This window comes from Bradyrhizobium sp., from assembly GCF_035652035.1.
Taxonomy (GTDB): Bacteria; Pseudomonadota; Alphaproteobacteria; order Rhizobiales; family Xanthobacteraceae; genus Bradyrhizobium.
In genome coordinates this window covers 13,246-37,596 of the sequence record NZ_DASREO010000003.1, presented here as the reverse complement: position 1 = coordinate 37,596, position 24,351 = coordinate 13,246, and the positions used below count along the sequence as shown (strand labels likewise).

19 protein-coding genes are annotated in these 24,351 nt (G+C 62.7%); 11 read left to right on the top strand and 8 right to left on the bottom strand.

The window, feature by feature from the left end; translation table 11 throughout:
* Position 1 precedes the first annotated feature (1 nt).
* The 3 genes from VFB05_RS01005 to VFB05_RS00995 are packed head-to-tail and all read right to left on the bottom strand — an operon-like array spanning position 2 to position 2,829.
* Complete coding sequence (locus VFB05_RS01005; RefSeq protein WP_325007811.1) at positions 2-955, bottom strand: MBL fold metallo-hydrolase; 954 nt, start codon at positions 953-955, stop codon at positions 2-4.
* Between the two features lie 19 nt (positions 956-974).
* Positions 975-1,199 carry a DUF2783 domain-containing protein gene (locus tag VFB05_RS01000; RefSeq protein WP_325007809.1) on the bottom strand — a complete coding sequence of 75 codons (225 nt, stop codon included), beginning with the start codon at positions 1,197-1,199 and terminating at the stop codon, positions 975-977.
* Positions 1,200-1,206: 7 nt separating this feature from the next.
* On the bottom strand, positions 1,207-2,829 hold the full coding sequence (locus VFB05_RS00995) for an FAD-dependent oxidoreductase (protein ID WP_325007807.1): 1,623 nt from the start codon (positions 2,827-2,829) through the stop codon (positions 1,207-1,209).
* Positions 2,830-2,936: 107 nt separating this feature from the next.
* Between VFB05_RS00995 and VFB05_RS00990 the strand changes: the two genes are divergently transcribed.
* Complete coding sequence (locus tag VFB05_RS00990) at positions 2,937-3,419, top strand: MarR family transcriptional regulator (protein ID WP_325007805.1); 483 nt, start codon at positions 2,937-2,939, stop codon at positions 3,417-3,419.
* A gap of 9 nt (positions 3,420-3,428) precedes the next feature.
* Here VFB05_RS00990 and VFB05_RS00985 read toward each other — a convergent pair whose 3' ends face one another.
* Complete coding sequence (locus VFB05_RS00985; RefSeq protein WP_325007803.1) at positions 3,429-3,773, bottom strand: RidA family protein; 345 nt, start codon at positions 3,771-3,773, stop codon at positions 3,429-3,431.
* An 11-nt stretch (positions 3,774-3,784) separates the two neighbouring features.
* Complete coding sequence (locus VFB05_RS00980; protein ID WP_325007801.1) at positions 3,785-4,591, bottom strand: N-acyl homoserine lactonase family protein; 807 nt, start codon at positions 4,589-4,591, stop codon at positions 3,785-3,787.
* A gap of 364 nt (positions 4,592-4,955) precedes the next feature.
* Between VFB05_RS00980 and VFB05_RS00975 the strand changes: the two genes are divergently transcribed.
* The 4 genes from VFB05_RS00975 (at position 4,956) to VFB05_RS00960 (ending at position 11,285) form a co-directional block, all read left to right on the top strand.
* Entirely contained in the window at positions 4,956-6,473 is a 1,518-nt protein-coding gene (locus tag VFB05_RS00975; RefSeq protein ID WP_325007799.1) for a caspase family protein, read from the top strand.
* Between the two features lie 87 nt (positions 6,474-6,560).
* A complete protein-coding gene (locus VFB05_RS00970) occupies positions 6,561-7,214 on the top strand; it encodes an OmpA family protein (RefSeq protein ID WP_325007797.1) in 654 nt (217 codons plus the stop codon).
* Between the two features lie 34 nt (positions 7,215-7,248).
* A complete protein-coding gene (locus tag VFB05_RS00965) occupies positions 7,249-8,160 on the top strand; it encodes an efflux RND transporter periplasmic adaptor subunit (protein ID WP_325007795.1) in 912 nt (303 codons plus the stop codon).
* Positions 8,160-11,285 carry an efflux RND transporter permease subunit gene (locus tag VFB05_RS00960; protein WP_325007793.1) on the top strand — a complete coding sequence of 1,042 codons (3,126 nt, stop codon included), beginning with the start codon at positions 8,160-8,162 and terminating at the stop codon, positions 11,283-11,285. Before VFB05_RS00965 ends, VFB05_RS00960 begins: the two co-directional genes overlap by 1 nt.
* Positions 11,286-11,312: 27 nt before the next feature.
* Here VFB05_RS00960 and VFB05_RS00955 read toward each other — a convergent pair whose 3' ends face one another.
* Positions 11,313-11,987: a Crp/Fnr family transcriptional regulator gene (locus VFB05_RS00955; protein WP_325007791.1), complete on the bottom strand. Its 675-nt coding sequence runs from the start codon at positions 11,985-11,987 to the stop codon at positions 11,313-11,315.
* Positions 11,988-12,189: 202 nt separating this feature from the next.
* Here VFB05_RS00955 and VFB05_RS00950 point away from each other — a divergent pair, with 202 nt between their 5' ends.
* The gene (locus tag VFB05_RS00950; protein WP_325007789.1) at positions 12,190-14,127 is read left to right on the top strand and encodes an AsmA family protein; all 1,938 of its coding nucleotides are present in this window, start codon (positions 12,190-12,192) and stop codon (positions 14,125-14,127) included.
* 162 nt (positions 14,128-14,289) lie between these two features.
* On the top strand, positions 14,290-16,242 hold the full coding sequence (locus VFB05_RS00945; RefSeq protein WP_325007787.1) for an adenylate/guanylate cyclase domain-containing protein: 1,953 nt from the start codon (positions 14,290-14,292) through the stop codon (positions 16,240-16,242).
* 938 nt (positions 16,243-17,180) lie between these two features.
* On the opposite strand, the gene VFB05_RS00940 is transcribed toward VFB05_RS00945, so the two are convergent.
* Positions 17,181-18,017, bottom strand: coding sequence for a DUF3883 domain-containing protein (locus VFB05_RS00940; protein ID WP_325007785.1), 837 nt, complete (start codon positions 18,015-18,017; stop codon positions 17,181-17,183).
* Between the two features lie 140 nt (positions 18,018-18,157).
* On the opposite strand from VFB05_RS00940, the gene VFB05_RS00935 reads away from it, so the two are divergent.
* On the top strand, positions 18,158-19,060 hold the full coding sequence (locus VFB05_RS00935) for an efflux RND transporter periplasmic adaptor subunit (RefSeq protein WP_325007783.1): 903 nt from the start codon (positions 18,158-18,160) through the stop codon (positions 19,058-19,060).
* A gap of 214 nt (positions 19,061-19,274) precedes the next feature.
* Here the strand turns inward: VFB05_RS00935 and VFB05_RS00930 are convergent, their stop codons facing one another.
* On the bottom strand, positions 19,275-20,174 hold the full coding sequence (locus VFB05_RS00930; protein WP_325007781.1) for a caspase family protein: 900 nt from the start codon (positions 20,172-20,174) through the stop codon (positions 19,275-19,277).
* A gap of 439 nt (positions 20,175-20,613) precedes the next feature.
* On the opposite strand from VFB05_RS00930, the gene VFB05_RS00925 reads away from it, so the two are divergent.
* The 3 genes from VFB05_RS00925 to VFB05_RS00915 all read left to right on the top strand — a co-directional run bounded on the left by VFB05_RS00925 (position 20,614) and on the right by VFB05_RS00915 (position 24,276).
* Positions 20,614-22,362 carry a hypothetical protein gene (locus tag VFB05_RS00925; RefSeq protein ID WP_325007779.1) on the top strand — a complete coding sequence of 583 codons (1,749 nt, stop codon included), beginning with the start codon at positions 20,614-20,616 and terminating at the stop codon, positions 22,360-22,362.
* A 102-nt stretch (positions 22,363-22,464) separates the two neighbouring features.
* Positions 22,465-23,193, top strand: a complete 729-nt coding sequence (locus VFB05_RS00920) for a thermonuclease family protein (protein ID WP_325007777.1) — start codon at positions 22,465-22,467, stop codon at positions 23,191-23,193.
* A 309-nt stretch (positions 23,194-23,502) separates the two neighbouring features.
* Entirely contained in the window at positions 23,503-24,276 is a 774-nt protein-coding gene (locus tag VFB05_RS00915; RefSeq protein WP_325007859.1) for an LssY C-terminal domain-containing protein, read from the top strand.
* The last annotated feature ends 75 nt before the right edge of the window (positions 24,277-24,351 follow it).

The window sequence follows — 24,351 nt, the reverse complement described above, 5'->3', positions numbered from 1 at the left end:
ATCATCCTCCTTGCAAGGAAGCCCACATTTCCCGGTCGCGCTTGTCGGTCCAGATCACGGGGTCATCGATCCCTGACGCTTCGTCGAAAGCGCGCGAGACATTGAAGGGCAGGCAGTGCTCGTAAATCGCAAAGCTGGAAAACTTCGGATCCATGACTTCGCGCGTGGCGGCCATCGAGTCCTTCAGACTACGTCCCTTAGCGACGGCCGATTCCGCCGCGCCATAGAGCGTGGTGACGAAATCGCGCGTCATCGCGATGGCCTCGCGCGTCGTGGACAGGCCCTTCAGCGCATCGCCACGACCCGGCGCGATTGCCTTGGGATTGAAGGCGCGGATTTCGTTCAGCGTCGCCGGCCACTCGCGCAAATGCGCATCGCCGCAGTAGCAGGCTGAGTGATATTCGATCAGGTCGCCGGAAAACATCACTTCGGCATCCGGCACCCAGGCAACGATATCGCCTGACGTGTGCCCCGCACCGAGCTGCATCAGGCGTATCTCGCGCTTTCCCAGATAGATCGACATCTCGCCTTCGAAGGTGAGCGTCGGCCAGGTCAGGCCGGGAATGCTTTGCGCATCCTGGAACAGCCGCGGAAAGCGGCCGTATTCGGAGTCCCAGTCCTGTTGGCCGCGTTCGGCGACCAGCCGGTAGGTTTCCTGCGAGGCGATCACAGCCTGCGCCTTGTAAGCGGATGCGCCCAGCACGCGCACCGCGTGATAATGCGACAGCACGACGTATTTGATCGGCTTGTCCGTAACAGTGCGCACGCGCTCGATCACCTTGCCCGCCATCGCCGGCGTCGCCTGCGCGTCGAACACGAGGCAACCGTCGTCGCCGACAATGACCGCTGAATTCGGATCGCCTTCGGCCGTAAAGGCATAGAGGTCGGTGCCGATCTCGGAGAAGGTGATCTTCTTGTCGGAAAGATCAGTGGTGGACGCAAAACCTTTGGCCATTTTTCCCGGTCCTGTTTCTTTATTGCTGCTGTTGTTGTTGCTGGCTCGCTTCCAGCATCCGCCGCTTCGCCAGCTCGATGGCCTCGCGCAGGACGTCGAGATCGCCGATGTGGTTGGCGAGAATGAGAACCAGTGCCGCATCAAGATCGGCACTCGCCTCGTCGCTCAATCCGCGATGCGCCTCGATGATGGCGCGAAAGGCATCGTCCGGCCGTTCGAAATTGGATCTGGTCAACAACGCCATGGGCACCTCAATTGTTGCCTGTTGCGCGCGCAAGCGCCGCATCGACGGCGGCCCGCGTCGGATGGCGGAAGCGCGCGGCGACGTAGCCATCCGGCCGCAGCAGATAGGCGGTTCCCGGTCTGGCATCGTAGCGCGCGGCGAGCAGTCCCGCGGCATCGGCAAATCCGTGCGCGTCGATCGTGATCAGCGCAACGTCGGCCGGGCGCTCGACCGCCTCGCCATTTGCGAAGGCGAGCAGCGTAAAGCCTCGGCCGGCTTTCACGAAAGCGTCGGTGAGATAGCCGACCTCGCCGCCGGGAACGGTCACCGGCGCATCAAGCATGGAGGCGCCAGGGCGCGGGCCGCCGCGCCAATCCTCGCCGTCTTCGCTGGACAACGAGGTTTGGTAGGTCGATGGCACGGAGAGCCTGCCACCGTTGACCATGCGTTTGCCGAATTCGGTTTCCTTGGCCAGCGCCAACACGGCTTTGCGCAGCCGCGCCTCGTAACGCGAATTCGGCGCCATGAAATCGGTCGAGCGGGTTGACTCGCGGATATTTTCATCCGCCGCCTGGCTGCGTTCAACGTGATAGCTCTCGAGCAAGGTTTCGGGAGAAGCCTTGCGCAGCACGCGGTCGAGTTTCCAGCCGAGATTTTCGGCATCTTCCAGGCCCGAATTGGCGCCACGCGCGCCGAACGGTGAAACCTGATGCGCGGCATCGCCGGCAAAGACGACGCGGCCGTGCAGGAAGCGCGCCATGCGCCGGCACTGGAACTTGTAAAGCGAAATCCATTCGAAATCGAACTGGTCGTGGCCGAGCATGCGCGCAATGCGCGGCCGCACATTTTCCGGATGCTTCTCGGCGACGGGATCGGCGTTGCGATCGAGCTGCAGGTCGATGCGCCAGACATCGTCCGGCTGCTTGTGCAGCAGTGCCGACCGTCCGGCATGAAATGGCGGATCGAACCAGAACCAGCGCTCGGTCGGAAATTCCGCCGTCATCCTGACGTCAGCGATCAGGAACTGGTCCTCGAAGACCTGGCCTGCGAACTCCGCGCCCACCATTTGCCGTAAGCTGGAGCGCGCGCCATCGCAGGCGACGACATAGCTCGCACCGATGCGGTAGACCCCGTCGGGCGTCTCAATCGAAAGGATGACGTGGTCATTGCGCTGCTCCAGACCGACCACCTTGTTGCGCCAGCGCAAGGAAATCGTCGGCAACTCGTCGACGCGGTCGACCAGATAGGCCTCGGCATAAAACTGCTGGAGATTGATGAAGGCCGGCCGCTTGTGTCCTTGTTCCGGCAACAGGTCGAACTGATAGAGCAGCGAGGCGCCGTGGAAAATCTTCCCGACCTGCCAGACCACGCCCTTGTCGACCATGCGCTGACCGACGCCGAGCCGGTCCCAGAATTCCAGCGAACGTTTTGAGAAGCAGATTGCGCGCGAGCCCTCGCCGATGCGATCGGCATCGTCGAGCAGCACCACCGGCTGTCCGCGCTGGGCGAGATCGATCGCAAGCGACAGCCCCACTGGTCCCGCGCCGACCACCACGACCGGATGCATGGCCGTGTCCGCGCCAACGCGATCCTGATCGGCGTGGCGATGGTAGCCGAACCGGGTCCTGGTGTCGGGAGTTCCCTGTGACATTTGCGTTTAAACGCTCTGGCCAGAACGGGCCGATCTTGTTAAATTAGTTTCACCTGCAACTATCCTAAACTCGCCGCGGCGCCGGCGCAACCCGGACGGAAGGGATTTTGGCGAAGGCCCCTCTCGATTTGTTCCGCTTCGTGCCGTTCCGACTCAACCGCCTCGCGGCCGAGGTCAGCGCCGCTTTGTCGATCGAATATCGCGAGCGCTATGGCCTCGACATTCCGGAATGGCGCGTGCTGGCGACGCTCGGTTTCCGCGAAGGTGCATGCACCGCGCAATATATTTCGTATTGTACCCGGACGCATAAATCGACGATCAGCCGCGCGGTGACGGCGCTGATGCGGCGCAAGATCATCGAGCGCGTCGCCAACGAAAACGACCGCCGCGAATTTGCCCTTCAGCTGACGCCGAAAGGCCACGCACTCTACGAGGAACTGATTCCGCGGCTGCTGGAGAAGGAACAGGACATTCTTGCCTGCCTGTCGGCCGGCGAGCGCAAGGATTTCGCCGCCGCCTTGGGGAAGATCGAGCAAAGCCTCGGGCTCGCGCAGACGATCAAGGACGCCGGAAAAGCCGGCGGCTATTGATCGCCCCGATTATTTGACCGCGGTCACGACAATTTCGACAATATGCGGCGGCTCCAGCTCGACGCCGATGCAGGCCCGCATCGGCGGATTGGCCCGGTCCACCCATTCGTCCCAGGCGCGGTTCATCTCGCTCTTCCGCGACATGTCCGTGATGTAAACGATCGCCGACAGGATCTTGGCTTTATCCGTTCCGCAGAGCGCGAGGCTCTCGTCGATCCGCGCCAGCGCCTTGCTGCTTTGCTCGTACATCGATGGCGTGACCGGGTCGGGCGCAACCGCGACCGTAAGCACGAGCTCGTCGTGAATCACCGCGCGGCTGCGTGTCGGCGTAAGTCCGGGAAACCGATTGATCATGACAGCCGCCTCTACTTTGCGAAGGAACGCGATGGCGGCTGGTGCAGCGCGAATGCGTCGACCTTGTCGCTGGCGCGCGGATAGAGTTCGGCGACCAGCGGATCATGCCCCGGAATGATGCGATCGGGATGTCCAGCCAGGCGCTCGGCGGTTTCCCACGCCGCACACATGTCGCCGACATTATAGACGATCGGAAATGGACTACGGCGATGCAGATTGCCGTAGAAATGCGCCGCATCCGACGCCAGTACGACCGGGCCTCGCGCGGTCGCAACCCGCACCACCTGCAAGCCGTCGGAATGACCACCGACATGATGTACCGTGACGCCGGAAGCGACTTCGCCCTCTCCCGCATGAAAAGTCACGCGTTCGCCGTAGACGTGCTTGACCATCAGCGTCACATGCTCGATCGAAAACGGATGGCGCAAATGGCCAAAACACATGCAGCGGCCGGTGGCGTAGCTCATCTCGCGATCCTGCAGGTGAAAGCGCGCGTTCGGGAACAGATCGAGATTGCCGGCATGGTCGTAATGCAAGTGGGTGACGATGACGTCATTGATCGTTTCGGGCCGAACGCCAAAGCGCGTCAGTGCTTCTGCCGGATTGAGCGTGAGCTTGCGGCTTCGGACCGCCGCCTCTTCCGCATTGAAACCGGTATCGACGAGGATGTTGCGCCCCGCCCCCTGGATCAGCCAGACGAAATAGTCGAGATCGGACGCCGCGGTCTCGTGCGGATCGGGGGTGATGTAATTCATGTTGGGGGTGCGCGGCGACATCGTGGCGTAGCGGAGCGCATGGACTTCGTAGGTCGTTTCCATCGGTTCGGCTTCTTTTCTGTTTGACCCGCCGCAAGCAAGCCACCGCGGTGCCAAAAGGTCAAACCCCGAAATGTTCATGCCGTGTCGATCAAAAATGCCGCCCGCCATTGTGTCGCGGCAATGACATCGGCGGGCTTTATTTCCGCGACACGGTGAGGTTGAGCGATCGGCGCACGGGCCGGCGGCGACGGCTTCAAATAAATTTAGCTGCGCGGCAATTTGGCCGCTGTGCAGGCGGTTGACCCCCGTTCGCGAGCACGGTTTGATAATGCGATTTTCGTGAGCTAAAGTTGGCGGGCGCGCGAACCTGGGGATCGCCGCTTACTCCTTGAACCGATACAGAATTTGGCTGGACCAAAGCAGAATGAGTATCCGCCTTTCATTGCTGGCGCTTTTGGTGTGTTCGCTCGCCCCCCTTTTTCCTTCGGGTGCAGTTGCCGCCGACCGGTTTGCCCTCGTCATCGGCAACGCCAAATACCCTGATGCCGATGCCCCCCTGAAGGAACCGATCAATGATGCGCGGAGCATCGCCGACGAGCTCAAGCGTGACGGTTTCACCGTCGAGACCGGCGAGAATCTGAGCGGCGACGGCATGCGGAAGGCGTTCGAGCGGCTCTACAGCCACATCAAGCCGGGCAGCGTGGCGCTGGTTTTCTTCTCGGGTTACGGCATCCAGTCCAACCGCCAAAGCTTCATGATCCCGGTCGATGCCCAGATATGGACGGAGGCCGATGTCCGCCGCGATGGGCTCAGCCTCGAGACGGCGCTCGGTGAGATCAACAACCGCGGCGCCGGCGTCAAGATCGCGCTGATCGATGCCTCCCGGCGCAATCCATACGAGCGGCGGTTCCGCAGCTTCTCCGCCGGTCTTGCGCCGGTGATCGCCCCGAACGGCTCGCTGGTGATGTATTCGGCGGCCCTGAGCTCGGTGATGTCCGACAATGGCGGCGATCACAGCCTGTTCGTTCAGGAGCTGCTCAAGGAAATCCGGGTTCCCGACCTGATGGCGGAAGAGACACTCAACCGCACCCGTGTCGGCGTGACCCGGGCCTCACGCAGCGAGCAGGTGCCGTGGATTTCCTCGTCGCTGGCGGAAGACTTCTCCTTCATTCCGGGCGCCTCCGGCGCGCGGCCGGCAAACCCGCCGCCGCAACAACAGGCGACCGCCGAGACCCCGCTCCCGCCGGCACCGCGCGTCGACCCACCCGCACCGGCCAAAACGGACGTGGCAAAGACTGAAACGCCGAAAGCCGAACCGCCAAAGGTGGAGACGCCTTTACCGCAAAAGACCGACACCCCGGCGGCTCTGCCGCCGCCTGAGAAGCCGGCCGTTGCGGTGTTGCCGAGCAACGAGCCACCGGCCTCGCCGCCACCGCCCTCGCTCGCCGACGACCCGACCATCAAGGATCTGACGGCCAAGCTCCAGGACAATCCCGACGACGCCGGCGCGCTCTACCGGCGTGGCCAGGTTTATGCCAGCAAAGGCGCCTATGACCTCGCGATCAAGGATTTCGGCAACACGATCCGCCTCAACCCCAGGGATGTCGAAGCCTATAACAACCGGTGCTGGGTTCGCGCGGTCACCGGCGACTTGCAGCCCGCCTTGCGGGATTGCAACGAGGCGCTTCGGCTGCGTCCGAACTTCGTCGACGCCCTCGACAGCCGCGGGCTCGTCAACCTCAAGAGCGGATTGAACAAGAACGCGGTCGCCGATTTCGACGCCGCGCTGCGTATCAATCCGCGGCTGACCTCTTCATTATATGGACGCGGCCTGGCGCGGCAGCGCAGCGGTGCCGCGTCGGAGGGCGAAGTTGATATCAACAACGCGAAGGCCATGGACCCGAATATTGTCAAGGAATTTGCAAGCTACGGCATTCGGTAGAAACATCCGTAATTTCCATTAAAGCTCCGGCAGGCGGAGCATCTCGACTGAATCTCGTCCGAATGCGTCCTTAAAGGAGGACTGGCCATGTCATGGAATTCCGCAAGGCGTGTCGTCATCGCGATCGTTTCGCTGTTCGCAATTGGCACCGCACTCCCGTTTCATGCCGCCAAAGCGCAGGATATATCCGAGGATCAAATCCTCAAGGCGCTGACGCCGGAGAAGAAGCCCCTCACCCGCAGCCTGTCGATGGGGCCACCGGCGCAGGCGAATACGGCCTCCGATGCCGAAAGCAAATTCGTGCAATCGCTGCGCAACCGGCCGTCGCGTTCACTGTCGACCGGCGAACGCGAGCAGCTTGCCGCGATGGTCAAGGACAAGCCGAAGATCGATCTGGAGATCAACTTCGACTACAATTCCGACCGGATCAGCGCAAAGTCGCTTCCCTCGGTGCAGGCGCTCGGCCGCGCGCTCGCCAATCCCGAACTCAAGGGATCGACGTTCATCGTTGCCGGCCATACCGACGCTGTCGGCGGCGACGCCTACAATCAGGACCTGTCGGAACGCCGCGCCGATTCGATCAAGCGTTACCTGGTCGAGAAGGCCGGCATTGCCGGCGCCGACCTCATCACCGTCGGCTACGGCAAGACCAAACTGAAGGATCCCGATCATCCGACGGCGGAAGTGAATCGCCGCGTGCAGGTCGTCAACGCTGAAAACAAGACGACCGCCTCGAAGTGATTGGACGGCTGACGAAGGAGCGCCGAGCCCGGCAATGAACGTTTCCCAGTATCTCAAGCCTGCGCTGGCGGTTGCATTTTTCATTCTCCTCGGGGCCGGCTGGTACGCCTTCGAGCATCGCTCGCGTGCTGAGGAGAAGGAAACGACCGCCAAGGCGCTGGTCGTCGTCACAAAATCCATCAACGCCTGCTTTTCCGATCTGGTGCGGGTGACCGGATTTGTGGTGCCGCGCCGCGAAGCCGTGGCGGGAGTCGACCAGGAGGGATCAAAGGTCACTGAAGTGCTGGTCCGCGACGGTGAGACCGTTGCCGATAATCAGGAGCTGGCGCGGCTGACCCCGCCGCCGGGAGCGAATGCTGCGCGTGGCCCGGTCTCTTTGCGCGCACCGGCCGCAGGCCTCGTCACCCAGGTCAACACCATTGCCGGCGCCCCCGCCTCGCCGCAGGCCGGACCGATGTTCCGTATCGCCGTCAACAGCGAAATCGATCTCGACGCCGAAGTGCCCGCGGTTCACATGATGAAGTTGAGCCCAGGCGCCAATGCACGGATCAGCCGGGAGAACGGCCCCGACATCATCGGACGCGTGCGGCAGGTGCTACCGCAGATCGATCGCAACACCCAGCTCGGCCATGTCCGGATCACGCTCCCCGGCAATTCCGACCTCAAGATCGGCATGTTCGCCCAGGCCAGCATCGACGCCAAGCGGAGCTGCGGGGTGGCGATCCCGCGCACCGCAATCGACCACCTCACCGTTCAGGTGGTCAAAGGCAATACGGTGGAGACGCGGAAAGTCCGCGTAGGCCTCGTATCCGACACCTCAACGGAAATCCTGGAAGGCCTCGACGTCGGCGAAGTCGTCGTCGCCGACGCCGGCTCTTCACTTCATGACGGCGACCAGATCAAGACGGTGTTCGCCGAGGACCTCGATCGGACGCAGGTACGCTGATGGCTCTCAATATCTCGGCATGGTCGATCCGCCACCCGCTTCCATCCGTCGTCTTTTCGATCATCCTCTTGGTATTGGGCTGGATCAGTTTCACCAAGCTTGCAGTCACGCGGCTGCCGAGCGCCGATATTCCGGTGATTTCGGTTGCGGTCTCGCAGTTTGGCGCAGCGCCTGCCGAACTTGAAGCGCAGGTCACCAAAACCATCGAAGACGGCGTGTCGGGCGTCGAGGGCGTCAGGCACATCTCGTCGTCGATCACCGACGGCCTGTCAGTAACCACGATCCAGTTTGCGCTCGAAACCAACACCGACCGCGCCCTCAACGATGTCAAGGACGCCGTCACACGCGTGCGCGCCAACCTGCCGCAAAATGTCAACGAGCCTCTGATCCAGCGCGTCGACGTCATCGGCTTGCCGATCGTCACTTATGCGGCGATTTCGCCCGGCAAGACGCCCGAGCAACTGTCCTATTTCGTCGACGACGTGGTGAAACGCGCGCTGCAAGGCGTGCGCAACGTCGCGCAAGTCGAGCGCATCGGCGGCGTCGAGCGCGAAATTCTCGTCTCGCTCGATCCAGATCGCCTGCAGGCCGCAGGGCTTACCGCCGTCGACGTCTCGCGTCGCCTGCGCGGCACCAATGTCGATCTCGCCGGCGGGCGGGCGGAAATCGGCAAGAACGATCAGGCCATTCGTACACTTGCCGGCGCCAAGACACTCAACGAGCTCGCCGGAACCATGATCAGCCTGCCGACCGGCGGCGAAGTCCGGCTCGACGATCTCGGCACCGTGACCGACACCATCGCCGACCGAAGGACGTTCGCGCGCTTCAACGGCGAGCCTGTGGTGGCGCTCGGCATCAAGCGTTCGAAGGGCGCGAGCGATGTGGTGGTCGCGGCCGCGGTGCAGAAGCGCATCGACGCGCTGAAGATCGCCCACCCCGAAGTCGACCTCAAGCTGATCGACACCTCGGTCGAATACACCAAGGGTAATTACGAGGCGGCGATCTCGACCCTGTTCGAGGGCGCCATCCTCGCCGTCATCATCGTGCTGCTATTCCTGCGCGACATCCGCGCCACCATCATCGCCGCGATCTCATTGCCGCTGTCGATCTTCCCGGCGTTCTGGGCCATGGATCTTCTCGGCTTCTCGCTCAACCTCGTCAGCTTCCTCGCCATCACGCTATCGACCGGTATTCTCGTCGACGACGCGATCGTCGAGATCGAGAACATCGTCCGTCACATGCGGATGGGCAAGTCGCCTTATCGCGCGGCGCTGGAAGCCGCCGACGAAATCGGCCTCGCCGTGATCGCGATCTCGCTCACGATCATCGCGATCTTTGCACCCGCCAGCTTCATGTCGGGTATCGCCGGGCAGTTCTTCAAGCAGTTCGGCATCACGGTGTCGGTGCAGGTGTTCTTCTCGCTGCTTGCCGCGCGCTTTGTCACGCCGGTGCTGGCCGCCTATTTCCTGAAAGACCATCCGCACGACGATCCGCCGCCCGGCCGCGTGCTGCAGACCTATACGAGGCTCGTGACCTGGTCGGTGAAGCACTACTTCGTCACGGTCTTGATCGGCTTTGGCATCTTCGCCGCATCGATCTGGAGCATCACGCTATTGCCGCAGGGCTTCCTGCCGGCGCAGGACACCGCGCGCTCGCTGCTTGCGATGGAGCTGCCGCCGGGCTCGCAGCTTGCCTACACCGAAAAAGTCACCGAGCAGATCGTGGCGCGCCTGCGCAAGCGACCCGAGGTGCGAAGCGTGTTCGTCGATGGCGGCCGGGTCCCACCCGGCACTTTCGAGGTGCGCCGCGCGGCGCTGATCATCAACTACACGCCGAAAACCGAGCGCAAGATCACCCAGCGCGAGCTCGAGCTTTCGATCAGCAAGGAACTCGAAAACGTTCCCGATATCCGGTTCTGGTTCCTCGACGAAAACGGCTTGCGCGCGATCTCGCTCGTCGTCACCGGCGCCGATAGCAATATCGTCAGCAACGTTGCGAGCGAACTCGCCAACCAGATGAAGCGAATTCCGCTGATCGCCAACGTGATCTCCGAAACCTCGCTCGACCGGCCGGAGCTTCGCATTCAGCCGCGCGCCGACCTCGCAGCGCGTCTCGGCGTTTCCACCGAGAGCTTGTCGGAGACCATCCGCGTCGCGACCATCGGCGACGTTGGGCCTGCGCTCGCCAAGTTCGACGCCGGTGACCGCCAGGTGCCGATCCGGGTGCAGCTCGAGGACAATGCCCGCGGCGATTTGCAGACGCTCGAGCAGCTGCGCGTTCCGCTCGGCGGCGGACGCGGCGGCGTGCCGTTGTCTGTCGTCGCCGACATCAAGCTCGACCAGGGGCCGACCAGCATCAACCGCTATGACCGCGAGCGGCAGGCAACGGTTGCCGCCGATCTCGTCGGCACCGCCGCGCTTGGCGATGCCACGAGGAAGATCTATGAGCTGCCGGTGATGAAGAGCCTGCCCAAGGGAGTGAGGGTCAGCCCCTCCGGCGACGCTGAAAGCCTCAACGAATTGTCGGCCGGCTTTGCCACCGCCATCACCGCGGGGCTGATGATGGTCTACGCGGTGTTGGTGCTGCTGTTCGGCACGTTCCTGCAACCGATCACGATCCTGTTCTCACTGCCGCTTTCGATCGGCGGCGCGATCGCGGCCCTGCTCGTGACCGGAAAGCAGCTGACGACACCGGTCTGGATCGGCATCCTGATGCTGATGGGCATCGTCACCAAGAACGCCATCATGCTGGTGGAATTCGCGGTGGAATCCATGCGCGACGGCAAGCCGCGCGAATTTGCCATCATCGATGCCGGCATCAAGCGCGCCCGCCCCATCGTGATGACCACGATCGCGATGGCTGCCGGCATGATGCCTTCGGCGCTGGCGTTCGGCGCCGGCGGCGAGTTCCGTTCGCCGATGGCGCTTGCCGTGATCGGCGGCCTGATCTTTTCAACCATCCTGTCGCTGGTGTTCGTGCCGGCGATGTTCATGGTGATGGACGACGTCGGCACGCTGATCTGGCGCTTCACCAAGAACCTGGTTGCCTCCGGCGATCATGGCGCCGACGAAACCGGAGAACACAAGCCGCCACCGGCCGCCCTGCATTCGCCGGCCGCGGAGTGAAACCGATCAAAAAGCCGCCAATCGGCACTACTGGTCGCGCGCCAGCGCGGTGAGCTTTTTCATGTTGTTCAAGAGAATGCGCCCGCGCTGCAAATCGAGAATCCCGTCCTTGCGCCAGAGCTGCAATTGACGGTTGACGCTCTCGCGCGCCGCGCCGACGAAGACGCCGAGCTGCTCCTGCGAAATATGCACTTCGGATCCGAAATCGGAGGCGAGTGCACAAAGCCGCCGGGCGAGACGGACCGGCAACGGTTGCAACACCGATTCCTCCATCCGCTCGCTCATCCAGCGGATGCGCTGGCACAAGAGCATGATCAGCTTGACCGCGACCTTCGGCTCGCGTTCGAGGAAACCTAAAAAATCCTCCCGCCGCAGCACAAAAAGTTCGGTCGGCTCGCCAGCCGCGGCATCGGCGGTGCGGCTCTCACCGTCGAGCACCGCGACTTCGCCGAACAGATCGCCGGGCCCCAAAAAATTCAGGGTCAGCCGGCTGCCATCGGAGGCGCCGGTCTCGATCCGGATCTGACCGCGGCGGACCCCGAACAGGGCATCGCCGGCGTCGCCTTTCTGGAACAGCGTCTCGCCCGCATCGAGATGCTGCGTATGGCAGAGCGCGGCGAGCCGCTGCAATTCCTCGGCGCCGATATCCGAAAACATCGGATTCATCTTCAAAATAACCGCAAATTCGGTCTGTTTGCTCATCGCAATGCTTTCGAATAACCGCCCACGATCGGCAGGCGGGTTCAATCAGCCGGAACTGTGTCATAAGTCACATATCTTTGCAGCACCCGATGGTTACTTTTGCTGGCTTTGGGCGTCTTTCCCTTTCCGGGATAGGCTTTGCGGAAACGACCGGGACGAAGCCAAACCGGCTGAGGGCGATCCGCCGATCTGGAAGACCGACATGAAAGCCTTGAAAATCACTGGCGGGGTTATCGCAGCGTTGATCATTGTAGCGGCGGCGCTTCTCGTGATCGGGATGCCCGTGGGCTTCCTGACTTCGGCCATTGAGAAGCGGGTCGAGCGCGAAACCGGCTATCACCTGGTGGTCAAAGGTTCGACCAGCATCGGACTGTGGCCGTCGTTCAACGTCACAATGAGCGACGTGACGCTGGAGGCACCGAACGACCGCGACCCCGGCCAACACTTTTCCGCCGGCAGCGTCCAGGCCGACATGCGGCTTTCGAGCCTTTGGTCCGGCAAGCCTGAGATCACCGAGCTTGTAGTCAACCGACCAACGGTCAGCCTCCCACTGCGGCGTGAGCGGCGGCCCGTGGCCAAGGCAAATTCCGCCGCGCCTGATGCAACGCCCGCTTCTAGCCTGCCCTCCATCAACCGCATCACCGTCACCGACGGCACTGTCACGTTTTTCAACACCCACGACCACGTGGAAAATCACCTCGAAGCCATCAACGCCCACGCGACCATCGGCGCTGACCGTCACGTCAGCCTTGATGGCAGCGCGCGCGCCGGCGGCCATCCGCTGACCTTCAACGTCAAGGCCGCGATGCCCGACCCATCGCAGCAACGGCAGACCATTCCCGCGGAAATCTCGCTCGATGCGCCCAGCCTGTTGCAGGCGAAACTCACGAGCAAGGCCGATATCCGGCTGAACGGCAGCCTCGTGATGCTCAACGGTCTCTCCGGTGCGATCGGCGACGGCGCCTTTGACGGCTGGGCCTCGGTCGATTTCGCCACCAAGCCGCTGGTCAAACTCGATCTCGACTTCCGCCGGCTCGATGTCGCGACCGCGGCCCCACAGGCAAACCCGCAAAGCACGACCGCCGCGGCCTGGAGCCGTGATCCCATCGATCTCGCCGGGCTCAACTATGTCGATGCGCAGGTCCGCCTCTCGGCCACCGAGCTCAATCTCGGAAGTAGCCATTTTGCCCCCGTGGCACTCGACGCATCGCTCGCAAGCGGCCAGCTTAAAGGCTCTTTCACGAAAGTCGGCGCGTATGGCGGCGAAGCCAACGGCACCGTCAACATCGACGTTTCGCTCGATACGCCGGTCTACGCGCTTCACAGCGAGCTTGCCGGCGTACGCGCGCTGCCGCTCCTGAGCAGCGCCGCCGGCTTCGACAAGCTTGACGGCAAGCTGCAAGCGAAGATCGACGTGCGCTCCAACGGCCAAAGCCAGCAAGCGATCATGTCGAATCTCTCCGGCAACGTCGTTGCGACTTTTCAGGACGGCGCGATCCGCGGCCTCAACGTCGCGCAGATGATCCGCTCGCTGACATCGAGCACGTTGTCCGGCTGGCAGGAGAGCCAGGAACAATCGACCGATCTGACCCAGCTTTCCGCTTCGTTCCAGATCGACAAGGGACAGGCGAAGACGGCCGATCTCAATCTGGTTGGACCTCTGGTCAAGATGACGGGCGCAGGCACCGTCGATCTCGGCGCACAGACACTGGCCTTGCGGGTCGAACCGAAACTGGTGATGACCACCGAAGGCCAGGGGCGCGCGAACGACCCGGTTGGGTTCGGCATTCCCGTCGTCATCGACGGGCCGTGGGCGAGCCCTCGCATCTATCCTGACGTCGCCGGCATCCTCGACAATCCGGATGCGGCCTATGCCAAGCTCAAGCAGATCGGCGCGGGCCTGTTCGCGCCGGGCGAGCCGGGCAGCGGCGGTCAGGCTGGCGGCAATGGCCAGGCCGATTCGCTTGGCGCGACCATCGGCAACCTGTTGCAGGGTCTGGGCGTCGGCCAAGGCGGAAACAATGGCCGGAACAACCAAACCTCCCCGTCGCCGAACGGGTCTAACCAAAGCGGTCCTGCCCAGCCGGACCAAAGCGGTGGCCCGATCAACAACATGCTGAAGCAGTTCCTCGGCCGCTAGGCGATTAACCAAGCGCATTCCTGTGCCTTGGCCCGGCGTGGCGGCTAACCATGCCGCCCGGCGCTGGCTCGGCCTGCCCTCGAAACGTGCTAGAGAAGGGCGGCTGAAACCAGCCCTCCTCTCTTGGGTGATCTCTTGGGTGAGGCGGGCACGAGGGTCTGGATGATCGGGGCAAAGGGCAAGAGCTGGCTCTCGGGAGGCCTGTTCGCCAAATACGTTGCGGCGCTGGTCGGCCTCGTCGTGTTCGTGCTCGCTGTCAACGGCGCGACCGAAGCCTGGATCAACTACCGCGCGACCCGCGCCGCGCACATCGATGTGATGGGCGAGCGGGCGGAAGCGACCGCGGGCCGGATCGAGCAATCGATCGCCGAACTGGAACGGCAGATCAGCTGGGTGACGCGGGCGAGCGTCGTGAAGCTCGAGGATCACCGCGCCGACTACGCCCAGCTGCTCAACCAGGTGCCGGCGATCCATCAACTGACTTTGCTTGACGGCTATGGCCGCGAAAAACTGCGGCTGTCGCGCACGTCGATCGCGATCGGCTCCGGCGCCGACTTCTCCCGCGACGTCCGCTTTACCGAGACACGCGGCAACAGCGTCGCCTACGCGCCGGCGACGTTCCGCGATTCCAGTCCCGTCATGTCGATCTCGGTGTCGCATTCCGGCTTCAACGCCGACATCACCGTCGCCGATATCGACCTGCGTTTCCTGTCCGATTTTCTCGGCGAAGGCCAGATCGGACGATCGAGTACGGCCTATGTGGTCGACACCCATGGCGAGGTGCTGGCGCGCTCCAGCCGCGGACCCGAGATCGGCAAATCGCTGATCAACCTGCCGCAGGTCGAAGCCGCCTTGAAAACGGAGGGGATCACCTCCGACACGGGCGCGGATGTCGAGGGAAATTCCGTGCTGTCGACGTCGCGGGCGCTGCCCAGGCTCGGCTGGCGCGTCTTCTTCGAACAGCCGACCGCGCAGGCGCTGGCGCCGATCCGCGACCAGCTGGCGCGCGGCGCGCTCTTGATTGCGCTGGGTCTCATTGTCGCCAGCCTCGCGGGCACGGTGCTGGCGCGCCGCATGCTGATTCCGATCACGGCGCTGCGGCGTGGCGCGCGGCGGCTCGGCGAGGGCGATTTCGATCATCGCATCGAGGTGAAGACCGGCGACGAGCTGGAAGAACTCGCGGGCCAGTTCAACAACATGGCCGGCCGGTTGCAGGAGACCTATGCCGGTCTCGAGACCAAAGTGCAGGAGCGCACCCGCGATCTCGCGCAATCGATGAACGAACTGTCGGCCGCGCATTCCACGGTGCAACAGCAGGCCGCAAAACTCGAGGCGCAGACCGAGCAGCTGAAGGACTGGAACAAGTCGCTGGAGGATCGCGTGCAGACACAGCTCGCCGAGATCGAGCGCATCCGCAAGCTCGAACGTTTCCTTGCGCCGCAGGTGGCGCAACTGATCGCCTCTTCCGATGGCAACAATTCGCTGCTCGACAGCCATCGCCGCGAAGTGACTGTCGTGTTCTGCGACCTGCGCGGCTTTACCGCGTTCACGGAAGCGACCGAGCCCGAAGAAGCCATGAACGTGCTGCGTGAGTATCACGACGCACTCGGCGAACTGACCTTCAAATATGAAGGCACGCTCGATCACTACGCCGGCGACGGCGTCATGGTGCTGTTCAATGCGCCGATCCAGTTTGCCGACCACACCAGGCGCGCGGTGCAGATGGCGGTGGAGATGCGCGATGCCATCGGCGCGCTGACGGTGCGCTGGCGCAACCGCGGACACAACCTCGGATTTGGCGTCGGCATCGCGCACGGCTACGCGACGATCGGCATGGTCGGCTTCGAGCACCGGCTGGAATACAGCGCGATCGGCAGCGTCACCAACCTCGCCTCGCGGCTGTGCGACGAGGCCAAGGCGGGCCAGATCGTGGTGAGCCGCCGCGTCTTCGGCATCGTCGAGCCGTTCGTCGAGGGACGACCGATCGACGACCTGCAGCTCAAGGGTTTCAATCATCCGGTTCTTGCAGCGGAGATCCTGCGCTGGCGGGATGAGGCGGAGGTTGCGGAGGCGGAAGCGCCTGCCGAGCCGACTGCGAGACAGGCGAAGCAGTAGAAATTGTCCGTCATTCCGGGGCGATGCGAAGCATCGAACTAAGGTGCGCAATTGCGCACCTGAGAATCTCGAGATTCCGGGTCTGGTCCTTCGGACCATCCCGGAATGACCGGGTTAGCAAGACCGGCTTCACTGATTCAATTTTCAAACAGCCACTCACGCACACGCCCGCATTCCCGCGGCGCAAACCACGCCCGGAGTATGCGCAGAATCTCCGCCCTCAATCACAAAGAAGGCGTGGGGAATGCCGGGTGCTCATCGCACCCGCAGCCTCGCGTGGAAAACAAAAACACGCGAGTTAGTCACCACAGGTCCGCCGAGATCACCCGGCATTCCCGCACGCGAATGGTTTTAACGGTTTCCTTCGTGCTCTCCCTGGTGATCGGGCTTTCTTGTCACCATCCTCAGGTCGCGATGCGCGAGCATCGTCACCGAGTTGACATCAGCGTCGAGATGCCAGGACCACACGACTTCGCCGTCCGCAAAGGCTGCGCCCGTCTTGCGCCGCCAAAGCGTCCACCGCATCCCGACCCAACGTAACGTGACGATCGCGAAACGCCCCTCATGTGGGCCGGGACGGGGCGAGCTTCTAAAGATGATTTGCCCGTCGGGGTGAGCGAAATATTTTTCGCGGAGGGGGTGGACAGGAGCGCGAAGCAGCACGAGTCTTTCGAAGAAAGTTGTCGACCACACGGATTACGCAACGACCATTGGACAGTTACATGCAAAGCGAGTGGGCCAAACCGCGCGAATATTCGTTTACGAATGCAGCTGGAAAAGTGTTTTACGAGATTGCCTACTCACGCCAAGACGTGAACACGTTCGCTAAGATGCACAAGGCGACCCGCTATCAGCCGACGAACTACCCAGATGAAACTATCTTAGATTACTCCAAAAAATCGCCCTTCGTCGATTGAAGTAATACCGACTACTCTTGTTTAAGAAAATGAGGCGCGCCAAGTATCGGGACGCAGGTGGAGCACTTTATCCAGCGGAGGAACTACTTGAAAGATACGCGGCTTCTGAACGAACGAGTGCACTCGGTACAAGCGCCATGATTCCGCAGACGCGGCAGCCCTTTGACGTTCATTTTCAGAGAGAAAGAAAGGCGTTCTCGCTGCTCCATTCGTCGTTTTGACTTCTATAAGTCGCTCTCGACCGTCTGGTTCGAAGGATAGGATATCGTACCCCGCACCGTCGCCGTCCTCCGCCGAGACCCATCTCACCCTTTTCAAAAGATCCGGCCGCTGGAATTTCTCAAGTCGCTTCTTTTCTACCGCCAATACAAATTCTTCGCCCGCTCGTCCTAACGACCGGTTGCGCAGATCACGCTCTGCAGCATCGAACTTCCTAACAAGCCGCTCAAGTTGCCAAGGCCTATCGGACGGTGGCTGCAATCCCGGCGCGTCCACAAACGTACCAACGTCATCAGAAACCGCGAGTACTTTTGGGGGAAGTTGTTCATAAGCACTCTCGTCATTCGAAAAAACATATCGGTCGATCGCGTCAAAAATCGACGCCTGATAATTTCTCTTCGGCTTGTAGCCGATGATCCACGGCAGTCCCATCTCTTCCAAGACAGCCGATATATTCTGATGTTTGAACTCAACCGATCGATGCGTCCGCCCGATCTGTTTCATCAGAACGGCGCTGTGGTGAGATTTGACATACGGTTGCTGAGAGAGTTCTGCCCTTAGCATAGAAAAGTAGTCGGCAACGATGGCATCTAGCTCATCATCATTCCAAGGTCTGCCAATCTTCTCTTCGTCAACCATGCCCACAAAATGCGTTGAAGCCTTTACTATCTATCCGAGTCCTTCCAACGCCGCGATATCTTATACCTACATTTCAAAGTTGGCTTGGCCTCCCCCGCCCCCTCTGCTATCCGTGGTCTCTGAAACTTACGGGACCGCCGATGAGTAGCGCCGCCTCACGAACCCGCTTCCTCCTCTCTACCGCCCTCCTTTACTTCGCTATCGCCGCAGCCTCCCCCACCCTCGCCGCGGACAATCCGGCCGCGAAGGACGCCCCGCAAGGCGCGACGGTCACGGTGCTGAAGGCGACGAAATACTGCTTTCCCAATGTGGTCGAGGCGTTCGGCGTCCTGATCCCGCGCGAAGAGACGGCGGTGCGCCCCGACCGGCCCGGCCTAAGGGTCACGGAAATCATGGCGGAGCCCGGCGACACCGTCACCGCGGGGCAAAACCTGGCGCGGCTCGCCATGCCCGAAGGTGGCACCCTCATGGTCACGGCCCCGGTCGCGGGCCTGGTGCTGAGCTCGACCGCGACCATCGGCGCGCTGGCCTCGCCGCGCGGCGAGACGCTGTTCTCCATCATCGCGCGCAACGAATTCGACCTGGTCGCGATGGTGCCGACCGAGAACCTGTCCAAGGTCGCCGTCAACCAGCCGGCGCGCGTCAAGATCGTCGGCGGCGGCGAGGTCGACGGCAAGGTGCGCCGCGTCGCCGCGACCGTCGAGCCCAACACCCAGCTTGGCCAGGTGTTCATCGGCATCACCACCAATCGCAAGCTGTTCGTCAATTCAAGTGGCCGCGCGATGATCACGACAGGAAAAAGCTGCGGCGTTTCGGTGCCGCTGACGGCCGTGCTCTATGGCACCGCCGGCACGGTGGTGCAGGTGGTGCGGCGGGCGCGGATCGAGACCAAGCGCGTGGAAACGGGCCTGATGTCCGGCGGGCAGATCGAAATCCGCGAAGGCCTCGCCGAGGGCGACATCGTGGTGGCCCGCGCCGGGGCGCTGCTGCGCGAAGGCGATCCGGTGCGACCGGTGACCGAGGCGGCTGCGGAAGGGAAGTAGGAGGAACCTCGTCATTCCGGACGACGCGAAGCGGCGATCCGGAATCTCGAGATTCTCAGGTGCGCAAGTGCGCACCATAGTTCGCACCTAGCGGTGCGCCCCGGAATGACGAAGGATGGGTCGGCGATTCAACCGGGAAGCCGCAGCATAGGCGACGAGCGCAAGTGCGCTCGCGCCGGGGTCCCGGCGTTCGCCGGGACGACAGCATCAGTAATTACCGCGTCTTGTGAGACGCGTTGGCGTCCTGCCCCGCATTGAGGCTGACCTCTTCGAGCAGCGTCGAAGAGACCGACGGCACCTGGGCGCCGTCGGAGGCGCGCGAGATCGCAATGCGGGTCTGATTGAACATGGCTTCCGCAGCCCGCGCCTGATCGGGGTTCTTCGTTTCGATATGGCTGAGCAGTTCCGTCACCAGCACCGAATTCGCGCCGGTGGAATCATCAGCGACCGCGCCGGGCGAGGCCGAGGTGAGCAGCAGCGCATTGTCAGGCAGGGTGATCGGGGCGAGGCCATGCGAGAAGGTGCGGAAGCGGCGCTCGTAAGGATTGCGGCGCGAGGCGTCGAGCACGACGATCTTGGCGGAGGCGCCAAAATCCTTGGCCGCATCGAGCACGGACTCGACGCTGACGCCTGAGCGGCGGACGTCGGCTTCCTTCCAGATCGTGGCATCGACCGGGATCATGAAACTCTCGCGGCCGACCTGGATGCCGTAGCCGCCGAAGAACAGCATCACCACCGAATCGGCGCGAACCTTCGACTTCAGCCGGGCGACGGCGCGGGTCATGTCGTCATGGGTGGCGTCTTCGATGGCATCGACGTCAAAACCCTCATGACGGAGCGCCGCGGTGAGGGCGCGGGCATCGTTGATCGGTTGGGCGAGCGGGGTGTTGGCGTCGGGATAATGACCGTTGCCGATGACGAGCGCGATCCGGGACGGTACCTTGGCGGCACTATCGGCCTGCTCGGCGGCGACCGCCTTGGCGGCATCCGCCGTGCGCTTGTTCAGCGCGGCATGGGCCCCGATGGCCAGCGACACCGTACCGATCAGCGCCGCCGCAATGGCGAGCGAACGGCGGGACCTGCCGGGTCGGAAAAACTGGCCAAAAACATTCATCAGGCGTCTCACTCCGCAATCACACTCGATCTTTTGATTGAGCTTTCGAAAAACCGGATTCCACTTTTTGGGATTAGGCCCGGTCGCGCGCAATTTGGTCGCGCCAGATGCTCTTTTGGTTTCTCGGAATGGGCCGCGTTTGATGTCCAAATATGATCAATTTGCGGCACCGCAACAAACAAACCCTTAACCCGTTAGGTAACCTGGCCGCAACCTTATTTGTCCCTTAACGGGAACCCCTCGCTCCAGTTCCGTGACGCTTGTCACACAAAAAACCTCTTTTTTGCGCCACTTTATGCGGCGCGCATTTCCTTGAAATTGCTGCATCTTTCGTGCCAATGCTCGGGGGAACTAGGAAATTGGAGGAGGAACGGCGCGAAATGACCCGTTTTCGCCGGGGCCCCAGAACACGCGCGGTTCCGCGTGGAAAGAAAATGTGATGGCGTTTCATGAGATGGCCGCGGCCGCCTGCCGCGCGCTGACGGCGAAAAAGGACGGCCCCTCGCTCTACGATATCTGCGATCCCCTGCTCGCCAATGGCGCGGGGAATGGCGCAAGCGGCGAGGCGCATCTCGCCAAATTCTACCGCACCGCGCTTGGCAATCCGGCCTTGCGGCCGCTGCTCCGCCGGAGCGGGCTCACCGAGCTGAACGACCCCTCCCGGCTCGACGCGTTGCGCCAAGCCTTGATCCGGGCCCGCGACGACGAGACGCCGGACTGGGCCGCGATCGGGGCGCCGGTCGCTCGCCTGCTCGATACGGTCGAACTGCACCACCCCCGGCCAAAACCCCTCGCCGTAGCGGATGCCGCGCCGCCAAGCCTTGCCGACATCGCGCGCGTCATCCGCGCCTGCGGCGCGCATCTGCTGCGCTCGTACCAAAAGAACGGCTTCATTCCGGGCTACGCGGCCTTCAACCTGATCGGCGATCCCGACATGCGCGGCCGCGAATTCATGGCGGCGCTCACGGGGCTCGATGCGCGCGGCTACAAGAACTCGACGCTGCTGTTCAATCTCGCGCGCGTCTTCATCGCGCGCTCCCCCGCGCGCGATCTGATCAATCCACCCTGGAAAGGCATCGCCGAGCCGATGTGGCAGCCGATGCAGATCCGTCATCGCTCGGCCTATTACGATGCGTTTTACATCGAGGCGCTCTTGAGCTTCGTCGAGAGCGGGCTTGCCTCCGCGGAGGAGAATGCTTCGGCACGGCGTGCGATCTCTGACATGGCCGAGTACTGCCTCGGACCAAGCCGCGAACAGGTCCGCGGGGTCGACGGGCGCGCCTTCGATGTCGTCACCGCGATTGCGCCCGCGCCGCATCCGCGCTTTTCGCGCTTCTTCGCCGGGATCAAGCAGACGCTCGGCTTCGGCCTCTACGTGCCGGATTGCGACACCACGGCGTGCTCATTCTCAGCGGCGCTGCAAGCCGGGTCGAACGATCCGATGCTGGACCAGCCGCTTCCGGACTTTTACAGCGGATATCAGGTCAAGGCCGGCGCCAACGCGCCCAAGGTCACGGTCGCGATCAACGATCACATCGACTATGACGGCGCCATCGTTACCTGGATCGACAACATCAACGGCGATCGCCCCTACGGCAACGATCTCGATCCCACGCTCAATCTCGACGTCCTCGAAGTCAGCTTTCGCAATTTTGCGCGCTGGAAGATCGCATCGACGCCGGCCCGCCTCGAGCTCCTGCACGGCATCGTCAGGTTCCAGCGCAATCTTGCCGCAAGCGGCGCGTTCGCCGAGCCGCGCTCGCACATCTACTATCTGCCGGAGCTTTACTGCGCCTATTTCGGCCGTTGCTACGCGGCCTTCATGGCGCTGCCATCAGATGCGCGGCAGGCGATCGATCCCGACGGCGCGTTCGATTTTATTCGAACGCGCGTGCTCGCTTATGTGCAGGACGATCTGATCGCAAACGAGATGAACCCGTTCGACGCCGCGCTGGCGCTGATCGCACTCGGGCACCTGAAAGCAGAGACCTCGGCCTTCGCGCCGGCGCTCGCTTGCATTGTCAGTCATCTCGGTGAAGGCGGCCGGCACGGACCGTTCAAGGCCTATGAGTGGAACAAGATGAAGACCCCGACCCGCATTCTCGTCGGCGGCCCGGAAGTCACGTCGGCCTTTGTGCTGATGGGCCTGTCACTCGCGCACAAAGCGCTTACCCACAAGAGCAGCTAGCGCCGGGAACCCGTGCACGCGAGAACCCACTGGCGTTCCAGCCAGATCCGCATCACAATCGGCCGCAGTCATAATTTCCTATTTTTGAACGGGCCTTTTCACATGCGTCTGAAATTCCTGTTCGCGATGATTGCGCTTTTGCTGCCCGCGTTCGCGCAGGCCGCCGACATCAGCGGCGCGGCGAAGGTCCGCGAGGGCGATACCGTCGTGATCGGAGCCAATCGAGTTCGTCTTGGCGGCATCGATGCGCCCTCGGTCGACCAGCTTTGCCTCAACAACAAAGGCGAGCGCTGGACCTGCGGCGTCGCGGCGCGCGACGAACTGATCAAGCACACAGAGAACAAGACGTGGACCTGTCATCCAGGCACAGCCGCCGACCGTCGCGGCCGGATCGTGGCGCGATGCGACGTCGACGGCGAGGACATCCAGAAATGGATGGTGCGGAGCGGCTGGGCGCTGTCTTACGCGCGGTTCTCTCACGACTATGACGAGGACGAGAAAGCGGCGCGCGAGGCCAAGGCCGGCATGTGGCAGGGCGCGTTCATCGCGCCCTGGGATTGGCGGGTCCGCAACAAGAAGACGCCCATCCTCGGCGCCACCAAGCCGCCGGAAAGCGCGCATGCCATCCTGCTGGCGTCGGCCTCAGGGCCAGTCGCGCCGTCACCCGAATGCACCATCAAGGGCAACGTCAATCATGCCGGCGAGTGCATCTATCACAAGCCGACCAGCCGCTGGTACGCCCGGATCGAGATGAAGATCGCCAAAGGCACGCGCTGGTTCTGTTCGGTCGAGGAGGCCGAGGCCGCCGGCTGCCGCGAGACGAGGCGATAGTCTTACTGCATTAAGGTCCTCATGGTGAGGAGGCGCAGCACCCGAGCAGATCGAGCGCTTGCGAGGTCGTCGCGAACGGTGCCAAAGTAAAATGCGCCGTCACTGGACGGCGCTTGGCGTCGCCAGGAGAACCATGAGGCCACCAGCGTGGCCTACATCCTTCGAGACGCGCGCAAGCGCGCTCCTCAGGATGAGGGGTTAGCGCGGATGAAGCGTGATTTCTGATTTACTGTTCGGAACGGAAACGCCGTGGCGGTTTTCTTTGTCATCATCCCGTCCGATCATCCGCATGCGCGGCTCGAGAACAGCCTGCTCGGCGCGCTGACGGTCGTCTTGGCCTACACCGTGCTGGCCTATCTGGCGCTGCCGGCGTTGTGGCGTCATTACGAGCATCAGCGCGGTCTTGCCGATTTGCCGATGGTGACGCGCACCGCGCAAGACATTCCCGGCGATCCCATCAATGTCGGATTGATCGGCGACCAGCGCGACGTGCTCTGCGCCATGCGGGCCGCCGGCTGGTATCCGGCCGATCCGGTGACGGCGCGGACAGCCGTCGAGATCGCCGGCAGCGTGCTGCTCGACCGCCCCTATCCTCATGCGCCGGTCAGCCCGCTATACTATCTCGGCAGGCGCGAGGATCTCGCCTTCGAGAAGCCGGACGGCAAGAGCGCCGATCGCCGCCATCATGTGCGGTTCTGGAAGGTGCTGGACGAGGGCGAGGAGAAGCGCCCGGTCTGGCTTGGCGCCGCCACCTTCGATCGCGGCGTCGGCGTCAGCCACTACACCGGCGCTATCACCCACCACATCGCAGCCGACATCGATGCCGAGCGAAGCTTGCTCGCCTCCGATCTCGAGATTGCGGAGATGGTGGATGCCAGATATCAGGTGACCGGTGTCGGCGTGACGCTCACCGGGCGCAACGGCGGCGGCGATTCCTATTTCACCGACGGCGAGGTGTGGATCTTGCGGCTGGTCGTGGCGTGCCAAAAGAGAACAACGCCTGCGGACATCATTCCGAGCCCGCCTGCGACCGAACTGAAGGACCAGATCTGGCATGCGGTCGCCAATGCGCTGGCGAAATAAGGGTTGGTGCATGACAGCCTCGCTCTAATATTACCCGCTCCCTGCTTGAATTTCCGGCCATTCCCCGGCATCCCT

What these genes read in the sequence shown, in the direction of transcription:
- VFB05_RS01000 (WP_325007809.1), bottom strand. Translation starts at nt 1,199, where the DNA reads ATGGCGTTGTTGACCAGATCCAATTTCGAACGGCCGGACGATGCCTTT.
- VFB05_RS00955 (WP_325007791.1), bottom strand. Translation starts at nt 11,987, where the DNA reads ATGAGCAAACAGACCGAATTTGCGGTTATTTTGAAGATGAATCCGATG.
- VFB05_RS00965 (WP_325007795.1), top strand. Translation starts at nt 7,249, where the DNA reads ATGAACGTTTCCCAGTATCTCAAGCCTGCGCTGGCGGTTGCATTTTTC.
- VFB05_RS00985 (WP_325007803.1), bottom strand. Translation starts at nt 3,773, where the DNA reads ATGATCAATCGGTTTCCCGGACTTACGCCGACACGCAGCCGCGCGGTG.
- VFB05_RS00980 (WP_325007801.1), bottom strand. Translation starts at nt 4,591, where the DNA reads ATGGAAACGACCTACGAAGTCCATGCGCTCCGCTACGCCACGATGTCG.
- VFB05_RS00945 (WP_325007787.1), top strand. Translation starts at nt 14,290, where the DNA reads ATGATCGGGGCAAAGGGCAAGAGCTGGCTCTCGGGAGGCCTGTTCGCC.
- VFB05_RS00940 (WP_325007785.1), bottom strand. Translation starts at nt 18,017, where the DNA reads ATGGTTGACGAAGAGAAGATTGGCAGACCTTGGAATGATGATGAGCTA.
- VFB05_RS00995 (WP_325007807.1), bottom strand. Translation starts at nt 2,829, where the DNA reads ATGTCACAGGGAACTCCCGACACCAGGACCCGGTTCGGCTACCATCGC.
- VFB05_RS00920 (WP_325007777.1), top strand. Translation starts at nt 22,465, where the DNA reads ATGCGTCTGAAATTCCTGTTCGCGATGATTGCGCTTTTGCTGCCCGCG.
- VFB05_RS00950 (WP_325007789.1), top strand. Translation starts at nt 12,190, where the DNA reads ATGAAAGCCTTGAAAATCACTGGCGGGGTTATCGCAGCGTTGATCATT.
- VFB05_RS00935 (WP_325007783.1), top strand. Translation starts at nt 18,158, where the DNA reads ATGAGTAGCGCCGCCTCACGAACCCGCTTCCTCCTCTCTACCGCCCTC.
- VFB05_RS00970 (WP_325007797.1), top strand. Translation starts at nt 6,561, where the DNA reads ATGTCATGGAATTCCGCAAGGCGTGTCGTCATCGCGATCGTTTCGCTG.
- VFB05_RS00960 (WP_325007793.1), top strand. Translation starts at nt 8,160, where the DNA reads ATGGCTCTCAATATCTCGGCATGGTCGATCCGCCACCCGCTTCCATCC.
- VFB05_RS00925 (WP_325007779.1), top strand. Translation starts at nt 20,614, where the DNA reads ATGGCGTTTCATGAGATGGCCGCGGCCGCCTGCCGCGCGCTGACGGCG.
- VFB05_RS00975 (WP_325007799.1), top strand. Translation starts at nt 4,956, where the DNA reads ATGAGTATCCGCCTTTCATTGCTGGCGCTTTTGGTGTGTTCGCTCGCC.
- VFB05_RS00930 (WP_325007781.1), bottom strand. Translation starts at nt 20,174, where the DNA reads ATGAATGTTTTTGGCCAGTTTTTCCGACCCGGCAGGTCCCGCCGTTCG.
- VFB05_RS01005 (WP_325007811.1), bottom strand. Translation starts at nt 955, where the DNA reads ATGGCCAAAGGTTTTGCGTCCACCACTGATCTTTCCGACAAGAAGATC.